The sequence below is a fragment of the Synechococcus sp. PCC 7502 genome (assembly GCF_000317085.1).
Classification (GTDB): domain Bacteria; phylum Cyanobacteriota; class Cyanobacteriia; order Pseudanabaenales; family Pseudanabaenaceae; genus PCC-7502.
In genome coordinates, this window is sequence record NC_019702.1 from 1 (window position 1) to 12,469 (window position 12,469).

Consider the following 12,469-nt stretch of genomic DNA (forward strand, 5'->3'; position numbering starts at 1 on the left):
TTAGATATAGACAGAAGTTTGCTATATTGCGTTAGATATTTAGTCTAAAATAAAGTTAGAAATTACCTAAATGGGTATTAATCCCATATTTAAGGGCAAAATCATCAAATAAAGTCATTTTTAATACTATTCAAGATTAAATTGTCAAGTTATTAATATGTACCATTATCTTGAGTACGATTATCTACAGTAAGTGCTAGTATTAATCTCCCATGAATCTTATTTGTTTAAGCTAAACCCCTGTGGATATTTCAGTTGAAACCCTATGGACAATGGTGCTTGAGCTATTACAGTCTCAACTTAGCCATCCCACCTTTGAAGCTTGGATTAAAACTGCCACGGCTGAGGAGCTAACCACAGAACGTTTGGTAATCCGCACGCCCCATCCCTTTGCGCGTAATTGGCTCATAAAGTACTACCTACCCAGTATCAGTACCTCGGTGGCAGAAATTTTGGGTTACCCCGTTGAGGTGCAAATCCTATCATCCCAAGCCAATGTCAATTTAGAGCTAGAAAAAGAAGAAGAGCCTAGTGCCGAGATCGCTAATTCTATTAATCAAGTAGTTAGTTCAGAAGCGATCGCCCCCCGTCACAATCATAATCTTAATCCTAAGTATGTATTTTCTCGATTTGTAGTTGGCTCTGCCAGTCGCATGGCTCATGCCGCAGCTTTAGCCGTAGCAGAATCCCCCGGACGAGAGTTTAATCCTTTATTTTTGTGTGGTGGTGTGGGCTTGGGCAAAACCCATTTAATGCAGGCGATCGCCCACTATCGTTTAGAAATAGTTCCCGATGCCAAAATTGCCTATGTTTCCACAGAACAGTTTACAAATGATTTAATTACAGCAATTCGTAAAGATGCGATGCAGGCATTTCGGGAAAATTACCGTGATGTGGATATGATTCTAGTCGATGACATTCAGTTTATTGAAGGTAAAGAATATACCCAAGAGGAATTTTTCCATACCTTTAATGCCCTATATGAAAAAGGTAAGCAAATTATTATTGCTAGCGATCGTCCCCCCACTCAAATTCCCCGCTTACAAGAGCGATTGTCATCTCGGTTTTCCATGGGGCTAATTGCTGATATTCAAGTCCCAGATTTAGAAACTCGCACGGCAATTTTACAAAAAAAAGCTGAATATGAAAATCTGCGCATCCCCTCCGAGGTCTTGCATTATATTGCTGCCAGCTACACCTCTAATGTGCGTGAACTGGAAGGTGCATTAGTTAGGGCTGTCGCCTATATTTCCATCTCGGGTTTACCCATGACCATTGAAAATGTAGCACCAGTTTTAAATCCGCCCAAAGAGCCATTGGAAATTTCTCCAGAATTAGTCCTAAGTGTGGTTGCTGATTTCATGGATGTGGAACTTTCCGAACTTCAGGGTAGCTCTAGGCGGCGAGAAGTGAGTCAGGCGCGGCAAGTGGCAATGTATTTAATGCGTCAACATACTAGCCTCAGTTTGCCTAAAATTGGTTTTGCCTTGGGTGGGAAAGACCATACAACGGTAATGTATAGCTGTGAAAAAATTACTAAACTCCAAGCCAAAGATGCTGATACTGCCCAATTATTAAGGGAACTGAGCGATCGCATTTATTTAATCGCCCAATCGGACAATAGCAAAGCGGTTTAATTTTCTAATGCTTGGGTATTCTAATTTTTAGGTAACTTGTACTGAGCAATAATGCGTTTAGCAAACTCTGGAACATGAGCCTCTAATTTTTGCGGGTAGTTGCGCTTGGTATAAAGATAATTGCGGATGAAGTGGGAATCGATGGAAAAACGACCATACTCTAACCCCTTGGGTCCAATTTTATTGACAACAAAGTTAATAATCGAGGCAACCCACATGGGTAAGGTTGTGGCATTATCGTAAGCGGCTATACCCTGTTGAACGGCACTATGGCGATCGCCACTGGACATAACAGGTTGAGATTCTAGTTGTGACTGCACAGACTCTAGCATTTCTTTACCCGTATCATTTCTTACCACAATCCACTGCCAACCAAAGGGTGCGCCCATATAGCCCACTACTAAATCGGCTAGAGAATTTACATAATCAAAACAGGTCATACAGGAAGGGGCAAATACATCCTTAAGTTCTTTCGTATTCAAACCAAAAAATGGCACCATTTCCGTTGAGCCGTCTTCATGTTTGAAATGCACATTAAAATCCTGCATAAACTCATAACTAACCACCGTACTGGGCGATCGGCTAGTGGTGTCGAGAAATTTCTGTAATCCTGCCCGATTGACATTATCTACACAGGGGGTTCCCAAAACGTAAAGTTTTTCCAGTCCCAATTGTTTTTCTACAGTGCGTAGTGCTTGAATCTGACAACCCACACCAATTACTAGTAATCTTTTCATGCCCGATCTCTCCACCAGTTCTAATACAGATAAATTGGGTGAAAGGGTGGGTTTGTTTACTCTAGCAGCAAGGATTTCCTCTGGAGTGGTAGCAATTATGGGTTTAGGGGTAAAGCGATCGCTATCACTGGCTTGGACACAAACTACACCTTCGACTTTTCCCGAAGTCAGCATTTCTATGGCAATACTAGAGACAATTCCCGTCCATTGCGCCCCAGCGATCGGATCAGTTTTACGGGCTGCTATCATCTCTTGATGAACACCAAAGTATAGCTCCTGCTCGTTATCTAAATTGCGATCGCGCCTATGGGTTTGAACCTCTAGCTCTTGGATATGCTGGGTAATAAATGCACAAGCCTCTTTAACATAATGAATATAATAAGTGTCGCAGAGTCCACATTCACTACATAGAGCTTTAGCAGGGCGATGTTTAACATTAGTTAGGGCTTTAGCTTTAAGATGGGGCGCAGTCATGGGGCGGTTTTTTATTATAGGAGTTACGCATTGACAAAACTAGCATGATGTCGGTGACGAATTTTAGGAGTTTATCGATCATGAGGCACATCAAAAGGAGGAACACTATTACTTAGAACTAGAGGTGGGAAATAAAGCTGGTTCAGTGCCTTGGCGCAGCCTTTGAATATTAGAGCGATGCAACCAAACCACATAGCTACCTGCAACTAAGGCAAAACCCATATAGGAAAGCGGAGACTTGGTAATTATCATTAAGATCGGGGTGGCGATCGCTGCGGTAATCGAGCTAATGGATACAGTCCGCCAAATTGCCATAGTTCCTAACCACAGACCAAAGGCGGCGATCGCTACTAGCCAATTTAGTCCGATTAATACGCCTAAACCTGATGCCACAGCCTTTCCACCCTTAAACCCTAGCCATACTGATTTGGTATGCCCCAATAGAGCCATCATTGCTGCCCCCAATATAAAGTATTCCAGTCCATTGGTCATGTATTCTAAACGCAGCCAAGTACTAATCTCTGGGGCAGACTTCATTAACAAAACCGCAAGTAAACCCTTGAGTAAGTCAACCACAAACACCCCAATGCCTGCTTGCTTGCCAACTGTCCGCCACACATTAGTAGCACCTGTGGAGCCTGAGCCATGTTCACGAATATCAATGCCCGCCATGCGTCCGACTATATAGCCCGTGGGGAGGGAGCCACATAAATATGCTATAGCCAATAGCCCAATTTGTGTCCACATAGTTAGAAATTAAAGGTTAGAAATTAAAATTAAAAATCCCGATCCCTAAAGTAAGTATTTTTAGCAGCAGGATCACGCCCAAATGCTAATAATAAAGGAAATCTCAAGGTATCTATAGAAATAGACTCTTCTGCTTCATCAATAATAATTAAGGGCATTTGTCCCTCTGTAGTCAGGCGATCGCCTTTTAAACACAAAGGATCAGGGTCTTCAAATAACACCACCCCTTTTTCAGGTCCAAAGTTTTCACGATTAAGCCCTAAACAGTCTTGAAATCCCCGTCGCCATTCTCCCAGCCGTTCGGGAGAAGTTGCCAGAATCAGCACCCGAATTTTATCACCGTAGAGCGATCGTAAAATTGATACTGCCGCCGCCGCTACGAGAATATTTTGTAACCTTGTCCCCATAGTGCGAATGGCACCCCGCCCCGCTTGGGCAAAAAACCAATTGCTCACTCGTTCCGCATGGGTAGCCTCAAAGGTACGCCGCAGTTTCCATGTGGGTCCATAATAATCGGGCAGGGTACGATACCGTTCTAAGAGTTGTTCAATTTTTTGTTTTTGATCCCCAAATGCCTGTTCCGTTAGTGAAGGTGGTTCGACTGCTGCAACTTTTTTTAGTTCTGGCTCTGCAACTTTAACGGGCTTAGGCACTAGATTTAGCTTTTCTACGGTGCCAACAAGGTCTTGTAAACTGCCAAGTAAATAATCTTTGAATCCTTGCACCCGCACTGCCACATCTTGGGATGCTCCCGCATAGATAGTTTTCATCTCATTTTGGAGACGTTCATACTTGCGCTGTAAAACAGCAATTTCGGCGGTGATCTCTTGCTTACGGGTTTGATACTCAGTTAGGCTGTCTTGGGTAATTTGGGTGATTGTAGCCTGTAATTCACTAATTTGAGTTTTATCAGCTCTTAGTTGGGCAATTTCAGCTAATAGCTGTTGTTTTTCTATTTGTAATGCTGCTAAAGCTTCTTGATCTGCTAATTGGGCAGAATTTGATTCTAAGGTTTGCTCAGCACTACCAAAATTATTATCTTCGTCCATATTTCTAGGCGATCGCCATTAATTACTCTTCAATCTATGTTGACATAATATGTTTACCTCAGACATTTCTCTGGAATTTTATCCAAAATACTGGATAAGTTTATGACTTCATGAATTAAGACTGGCGATACTTATTTTGATAACGCAAACGGGTACCGCTCCACAGCAGCTTTTCCCTGAGGGCTTGATAAAAAGAATAATTTTCCCTGAGGATGACAAACTTAGCCCAATGGCTGGACATGCCAATATCTACCCTTTGTCCGGGCAAGAGCGAACTAGCCAGCACTCCGTCTGTCCACAGCTTGATACTTGGATCATCATTCAAACTCCAGATACTGACAACCAGCTTAGGCGGTAAAACTATAGTGCGGCTGGATAAGCTCAAGGGACAAATTGGCGTAATCACGATCGCTTCCATACCCGGATGAACTATGGGTCCATTGGCAGCTACCACATAGGAAGTTGAACCCGTGGGTGTAGCAATAATTAAGCCATCCCCATGATATTGATCCACTACTTCGCCATCAATTTCTAGCTCCAATGCCGATGTACTCATGCGATCAGGAGATGCGGGCTTAATACACATTTCATTCAAGCTAAAAAAAACGGAGCTTACCAAGTCACTATCATTAATATTCTTGTCAGCATTAATAATCTTGGCAGAGAGCATCATTCTGGTTTCAATGGCATAGCGATCGCTCAGTAATCTTTCCCATACCTGTTGCGTATCCACAAACTCTTCGGCTGCTTGAGTTAGGAATCCCAAATGTCCACCCGTATTAATTGCTAAAATTGGTACCGATTGTGAGGCTAAGTATCTTGCTGCTCCAAGAGTGGAACCATCACCACCTAAGACCAAAGCTAGATCAATATCCCCCATAGATTGAATAAATGCAGGATAGGGATTATCGTATGCCCCACTTGCTCCCATTAACACATGACATCCTAAGCTTTCTAGTTCATGGCTACATCGCTCCGCCCAACTTTGACTAACAGAGCTATCGGCTTTATAGGCAATTATGACTTTACGCAGTTTCACAGGCTTTGCGGTGAGTTTATCAGTTAAGCCTATCAACTTTTGGGCGATCGCCAATACCACAATTTTGTAAGTTCAGAAATTTATGGCAGTTTTCGAGCAAATTTGCTACAAGAAAAGGGTCACAGGGCAAAGCTCCGTAATGGTTTTAGTATTTTTAGCTGTGACACAACGGATCACAATTTGGTGTAAGTTTAGCAATTTACTCAAATTTATTCCTAAATATGGCAATTATTCTGGGGTGAAGAAGAACTGGTAAGCCCAAAGCAGAGATAACGCTCATGAGTAAATTTGTTCCCACCGAGGCATTATAATCCGCAATTATCCGAGCTGCTGCCAAAAGATTGGGAATTAACACTGATATGAGTAAGCAGATACTAATTGCCCTCGCCCATTCATACAATCGCCATAACCCCACGCCAAGAGCTAGGGGAATAAAACTAACACTCAGTTTGGCAATGTCAGAAAAGAAAGCCACATTTACAGTAATTTCCTCAGATTCAAACTCCGAACCTTGATTACGGATGGTTTCAATAAATGGATTGAGGCTGGGGAGCGATCGCAAATTTTGAAAGCGAATATAAATTAAAACCAAGCTTACAGTAATCATCACCATTGCCAGTAGGCTCACCGCTAGGGGTCGCTCTATTCCACGGTTTTCTTTAGTCTTAGCCATAGTTACGGTTGGGTCAGGGCAATGGGTAACTGGCGCAAAAATTTACTGCATTGGATCATACGCAGTAAGTAGTTGGCGGTAAATGGCAAAAATAGAATTAAAGACCAACCGAGGCGATCGGGAAGGGAAATTTGAAATAGATCGGGTAGCTCCATAATCATTACCGTAGCGCAAACAAAAATGAGAATTCCCAATTTAACGGGGAAAGTGAACTTAAAGATGGTGCGAGGTCGCCATACCGAGATTTGGCAGGTATCCCAAAATACTAACAGGCTATAGATAATGCTAATCATAATCGAAACTGCCTGTGCTTGCCCCCGTCCAATTTCCTTAAAGTCTTCGGGACTGACGGCACTATCAATACTGAGTAACCCCAGACTACCAAAGTAGGCGAGCATATAGCCCAAGGACATAGCTACAGCCCCCACAAAACCAGCAAGGAAGCTATAGCCTAAAACATCCTTAAGGAAGTTATTAATTTTTTGTACTTTCAAAATACCTACAGAAATTAAGATCGTAGGGATGCTCACCAAAAAGAACGTAAGCACCGTAAGTTGACGTGGCTCGATGGGAAATGGGAGTTGCACAAATCCCACAAAGGAAATTGTGAGAATTACCATAATATTTTTGGTGAGATAGAGTAAAGCTGAAGCTAAAATTTTCTGCTTAATCTGATCACCCGCTTCAAATGCTTGGGGCAGAGTGGCAAGGGAGTTATTAAGGAGAATAATATCGGCAACATCTTTACTAATTTGCGCTCCATCGTTCATGGCGATTGCCAGTTGTGCTTCCTTAAATGCAGGCACATCATTAACTCCATCCCCGACCATTGCCACATAGCTACCCTGTTTGACCATGGCTTTAATTAATCGGCGTTTGGTATCTGGGGTAATTCTGCCAAATACCTTACCCTGCATGGCGGCTTTGCCAAATTTACTGGGATCGCATTTATCTAAATCTGACTGGGCAAACATGGTGTCGGGCGTAACCTTAATGCCTGCTTGCTGGGCGATCGCTGCCACCGTATCCACACTATCTCCAGAGATCACCTTGATTTCAATACCCTTTGCTTCTAGATCGGCGATCGTATCAATCACATCAGCACGCAACTCATCCTTAAGCAGGACTAAACCACGGTCTTCTCTAGTTTCTGGAAGGGCTTGGTTATTTTCAGGCATGGACTGACAGGTAACCACCGCCAGCACCCGAATTCCCTGACGGGCAAACTCTAAAGCTAGGGCTTGCGATCGCGGATCGGTTAATAAAATTTCTGGAGAGCCAACGATGATAGTACATCTGTTAAATTGATTAGTAGATTTGTCCTCTAAGGTAATTGCCCCCCATTTCCGCGCTGAACTAAAGGGAACTTCACTTTGCTTTTTTGCCAAACTTTTGGGTAATCCGATAAATGCTTCCATTGCTTTGGCACTGCTGTTATGAGTTCCCACTAGGGCAACATAAAGGGCAATTAATTCCGTAAGTTGAGGGCGATCGCATTGTGCTAGGGGAATAATTTCTTGAACTACCAGATGATTTTTGGTGAGGGTACCAGTTTTATCTGTACACAAAATCCGCACGCTATTCATGGAGTCAACGGCATTAATCCTTTGAATTAGGGTTTGTTGCTTACTAATTTCCACTGCCCCTAAAGCCAAAGCTACACTAATGGAAAGTACTAACCCCGCAGGGACAAAGCTATTCACAATTACCGCCGCATACCTGAGCGTATCAACGGGAGTTCTGCCACTATTCAGACTAGCGATTAAATGTAAAAATCCTGCTACCAGTAAGGCAAACACAAAGATTTCGACGACGGCATTAATCTTCTTTTGCAGAGGGGTGAGCGATCGCTTATAAACCCTTGAGGTTTGGGTGATCTGATTTGCATAACTTTCGTTGCCAATTTTTACCGCCCTAAATAACCCACTGCCAGCACCACAAAAGGAACCTGAAAGGACTGTATCCCCCACTTGCTTATCCACAGGATCGGATTCCCCAGTTAAGAGTGATTCATCCATTTCCAAAGATTCGGAAACTAAGACCTCTCCATCTACGGGTGCGCGATCGCCGGGCTTAAGCTCAATTACATCATCTCTGACTACTTCACCTAAGGGAATAATTAGGGAAACGCCATCTCTGCGTACGGTGACCTGCTGTACAGACAGTAATGCCAATTTATCCAAGGACAGCTTAGCTTTGACTTCTTGAAAAACACCTACAACAATATTACTCAGAATCGTAACGCCTGAAAATAGGGCATCCGTGGATTGCCCCAATGCCGCCAGCAAGCTTAAAATAATGCCAAAGGAAATATGAAATAGGGTAAAAATATTTTCTTTAAATATTTCCCCGTAGGTGCGAGTGGAACGAAATACGACGACATTGACATCTCCACTCGCTACTCGATCTGAGACCTCGGAGGTGGTTAAACCTTGGATTAAATCTGCTGACGATAAATTTTCAGGGATTAAATTTTCAGTAGATAAAGGTGAATCTGATAACGGAGATGCCATTGATTTAATTTTGATTGAATCTTTTAAGTTCGTCTATCTAAAAAAGCTAACAACCTTTTGGCATACATCATATCCACCAAAGCCCGAATACTTGGTCAATAGCTTTTCTCCCTGCATCAAAGTGAGTTATGCACCTGCGGCAATATACCATGTCGGCGTAACCAGCTAGATCTTCAATTGCCCCTCCACACACCGTGCAGTGTTTGCCTACCCATTCATGAATAAAGTTGTTATCAGATGGAATAGCCACAAACGAGATCAGACATTCTTGCAATCTATCGATGGCATCTATTTTCTCAGAGGAGTTTCCCCAGCCCTTAATAGTAATTGAGCGCATCTCAGTTAAGTGAGTTTCTGCTTGAAGCAACAATTTGCGTTTATGCTCAGTATCAACTAGCGTCATTCTCTTGCAGATCGAAAGAATTGCATCGTTCTGTCCTGAAATAGCGAATATAAATTTTGTTAGTGGTTCGTTTAGGTCAAGCATGGGAGGAACATACGTATATTAATTGGATAGCTTTGAAATGAAGAACTAGGTTGTATATATTTCTCTCTGAATTATGAACGTAAATATATAAAACTAAATAAGGTTATGTAATGCTTGAGCAAATTGGGTATGGAGATGATGGCTCGCTTTAAAGGCAATAATATGTGCTTGGGGCAGAAATCCTAATAAACTTAAATCTCCGATCAGGTCTAACAGTTTATGGCGACAGGCTTCATTTTCAAATCTGAGGGGTGGATTCAGCCATTTTTGATCATCACAGACGATGGCATTTTCTAAACTGCCACCTTTAATTAGTCCCTGCGATCGCAAATACTCTATTTCCTTTACCATCGTAAAAGTTCGGGCAGGAGCAATATTCTGAGCAAATTCTGCACTCAAATTTTCCAAATTAGGACACCAACTAAACCACTGCTGGGCGATCGCTTGGGCGGGAAACTCAATGCCATAGGTAAATCGCAGTCGATCACTGGGTACAGCCATGACGAAACTATCACCTTTATAAACAGAAATAGGAACTTGAATTGGTTTTAAGTCGGTAGCGATCTCCGATTGTGCAGTAATTCCTGCTGTAGCGATCGCCTGCACCCAAGGCAAAGCTGACCCATCTAAAATTGGTAACTCCCCGTGATCAATTTCGATCCGAGCATTGTCTATACCCATACCCACCAAAGCCGCCAATAGATGTTCTACGGTGCGAACAGTTTTATCCCCGTGACGCAATTCCGTTGATAAAAGTGTTGATGCCACTGCTTGCCACTGGGCGGGAATTAATTGATCATCAATCACAAAATATCTGCCCGTATTTACTGGAGCAGGACAAACTAAGACTGTGGCTAGTTCCCCACTATGCAAACCCACACCCTGAAGGCTAAATGCCGTGGTGATCGTATTTTGACTTCTTGGCATAGTAAAAATTAACAGAAAAAATAAAATCAAAAATCCAGATCAAAAATATCCGCAGTCTTAAGTACACCTAAGTCTAATTCCGATGGCTCAATTAATGCAACCTCATAATAAGCAAGAATATGATTGAGACTAGGTTTACCCTTTGTTGCTCCCGATACCCCCATGGCAATAACTACACCACAAATCCCCTCAGTTTGCTCACAGCGTCGTAACCACCTTTGCCGCATTTCCCGATCAGGGGGATAATCATCTTCGCTAAATTCACCAAATAAATGTAGTTCGTCGTTACCCATAACCAAAAGCCCTAATTCAGAGCGATCTCCCATATATTCCGCAGGGTTAAAACAAATTCCCCTAATTCCGCCCAGAGCAAGGATTTGATCAATCAGTTCTAAGGCTTTAGGACGTGATGTTTGTAACAGTAATACCGAAAAAGCATCTCCAGTACGGGGAAAAGCTTTGCTTGCTAATAAACAGTAATTGAGCTTCTGCTCTCGCCATAAATCCACGCCTTCCCATGAAATTCCTAACAACTTGACCACAGTGTTATCTGGTAATAGGTCTTGGTGAATTACAGTTTCCCCCTCATCTTCGGCAATTTGTTGAATCTCCGCTTCTAAATCGGGAGCAGTTTTGACGGTTACACGCAATTCCTGATTAGGCTCATCCAGTTCTGAATTCTGATCCAAAGTCTGAGGCTTAATTTTATAGGAACCCTTAATTACTCCATATTCGCCCTTTTCTAGCTGAGCTTTATGACTGGCAATAAACATATTTAAGCTTTGCATTGCCACAGTTAAAGGAATAGCTTCCTCTTCGTATAAGAATGGTCTACCACCTTCAAGGGGGTCTAAAATCCCAAAAATTGGATGCACATCATCCTCAGTGTCATTATTATTAACTAAATTATTAGGTAACCAGCCTTGATTACGAATTGCCCAAATTTCATGTTCTGATAAGGACTCATTGGATTCAAATAACGTAAACATACATTCTTGGTGCAGGAATATCTCTTCTAGATCATCATTTTCATCCTCAGCCACTAGCTGTCGAAAGCGCACAAGGGAACTGCGGGAAAGGTAAAAAATTACACCCCTCTCCATGCCCAAATGCCCCATGATCACTGCATACAGGGTACCTATATCCCACCGATTAATTTCGATCGCCAAAACTTGATGATCCCACATATATCGCCAGGGGCTACTACGCCAAAGTAGGTTTGCTTGGTGATATAGAGCCTTTGCCTGAGATGCTGGTACCGTAGGTGGAGGAGCTTGGTTGTGCTGCACTAAATTCTCAAAAATTTCATCAATCATCGGTAAATGATCAATGTGTTCAACGCAAATATCTAGGCTTTGTAAAACTCCCCGTAAATAAAATTGTAAAGAGCGATCGCGCACCAGAATTTTTTGAGGACGACTAGGCTTACTCGGACTTTGGGGACGCTCCATTGCCTGTAATAATGCCCGTACAATTGCCTCATTACCGACCCTAGGCTTGACTATATCCATAGAACGCACTACTCCCATGGTGCCATCTACCCAAAGAATGTACTGGGGTTTATCTTCTTGGGTATGATCAGCAATATGAATGAGGTTACTACCATCTTGCTCATAGATTCTTGGCAGCGATCGCCGATCACCCTCCCACACAGAGTTAGATTGGGGAATTTGTTTAAGACGACGAATGGTCGAATTTTTAAGGGCTGTCATCAAGAACTCCGAACAAAGCGAACTGCAAATAGCTGATGGGATAAAAGTTTTAGAAATACTTTCGCATTACTATATTAAGCAACCATGCACACAAAAACTAACTTCACCAGTTAACATAGTTAAATAGTCAAAAAGTACGTAATTAAAAAGTAAGCAGCTAAACACTAATCACATAATCATACTTAAATCTATGGACGAACTTAAACCGATCTTGCAAGAGCTAACCCTCCAACCTACAGCATTCCTCGGTGGTCTAGTTGCGGGCTTTCTGAGACTTGACTTAAACGAAGACCCCCTTAAAACTTGGCTTAGTCAGCAGGGAGTAGCCACAAAATCTACCACCACTCCAAAACAGTCAGGTCCGCAATCCATATCCATCGATTAGCAAAAACTCACTGGAATTCATCCTAGAACTGTCGAATGGACTGTCAAACGTAACCTTGCCCGTGCAATTTAATTAATAACTAATTAATA

General features: G+C 42.4%; 11 protein-coding genes. 2 read left to right on the top strand and 9 right to left on the bottom strand.

All coding sequences use genetic code 11. From position 1 onward, the window contains the following. The first annotated feature begins 242 nt into the window (after positions 1-242). Positions 243-1,637 (top strand): chromosomal replication initiator protein DnaA, encoded by a 1,395-nt coding sequence (dnaA, locus tag SYN7502_RS00005; protein WP_015166835.1) that lies wholly within the window; start codon positions 243-245, stop codon positions 1,635-1,637. Between the two features lie 20 nt (positions 1,638-1,657). Here the strand turns inward: dnaA and SYN7502_RS00010 are convergent, their stop codons facing one another. The 9 genes from SYN7502_RS00010 to SYN7502_RS00050 form a co-directional block, all read right to left on the bottom strand. Then, on the bottom strand, positions 1,658-2,848 hold the full coding sequence (locus tag SYN7502_RS00010) for a Coenzyme F420 hydrogenase/dehydrogenase, beta subunit C-terminal domain (protein WP_015166836.1): 1,191 nt from the start codon (positions 2,846-2,848) through the stop codon (positions 1,658-1,660). Between the two features lie 108 nt (positions 2,849-2,956). After that, the gene (plsY, locus tag SYN7502_RS00015) at positions 2,957-3,595 is read right to left on the bottom strand and encodes a glycerol-3-phosphate 1-O-acyltransferase PlsY (RefSeq protein ID WP_015166837.1); all 639 of its coding nucleotides are present in this window, start codon (positions 3,593-3,595) and stop codon (positions 2,957-2,959) included. 29 nt (positions 3,596-3,624) lie between these two features. Continuing rightward, complete coding sequence (locus SYN7502_RS00020) at positions 3,625-4,644, bottom strand: DUF3086 domain-containing protein (RefSeq protein WP_015166838.1); 1,020 nt, start codon at positions 4,642-4,644, stop codon at positions 3,625-3,627. A gap of 115 nt (positions 4,645-4,759) precedes the next feature. Next, entirely contained in the window at positions 4,760-5,683 is a 924-nt protein-coding gene (locus SYN7502_RS00025; RefSeq protein ID WP_015166839.1) for an NAD(+) kinase, read from the bottom strand. A gap of 199 nt (positions 5,684-5,882) precedes the next feature. Next, positions 5,883-6,356 (bottom strand): hypothetical protein, encoded by a 474-nt coding sequence (locus tag SYN7502_RS00030; RefSeq protein ID WP_015166840.1) that lies wholly within the window; start codon positions 6,354-6,356, stop codon positions 5,883-5,885. A gap of 2 nt (positions 6,357-6,358) precedes the next feature. Then, positions 6,359-8,869 (bottom strand): HAD-IC family P-type ATPase, encoded by a 2,511-nt coding sequence (locus SYN7502_RS00035; RefSeq protein ID WP_015166841.1) that lies wholly within the window; start codon positions 8,867-8,869, stop codon positions 6,359-6,361. Between the two features lie 67 nt (positions 8,870-8,936). After that, positions 8,937-9,356 (bottom strand): hypothetical protein, encoded by a 420-nt coding sequence (locus tag SYN7502_RS00040; RefSeq protein WP_015166842.1) that lies wholly within the window; start codon positions 9,354-9,356, stop codon positions 8,937-8,939. A gap of 93 nt (positions 9,357-9,449) precedes the next feature. After that, positions 9,450-10,283 (bottom strand): UDP-3-O-acyl-N-acetylglucosamine deacetylase, encoded by an 834-nt coding sequence (lpxC, locus tag SYN7502_RS00045; RefSeq protein ID WP_015166843.1) that lies wholly within the window; start codon positions 10,281-10,283, stop codon positions 9,450-9,452. 26 nt (positions 10,284-10,309) lie between these two features. Further along, complete coding sequence (locus SYN7502_RS00050; protein WP_015166844.1) at positions 10,310-11,995, bottom strand: DUF6930 domain-containing protein; 1,686 nt, start codon at positions 11,993-11,995, stop codon at positions 10,310-10,312. A gap of 190 nt (positions 11,996-12,185) precedes the next feature. On the opposite strand from SYN7502_RS00050, the gene SYN7502_RS00055 reads away from it, so the two are divergent. Continuing rightward, positions 12,186-12,380, top strand: coding sequence for a hypothetical protein (locus tag SYN7502_RS00055; RefSeq protein WP_015166845.1), 195 nt, complete (start codon positions 12,186-12,188; stop codon positions 12,378-12,380). The last annotated feature ends 89 nt before the right edge of the window (positions 12,381-12,469 follow it).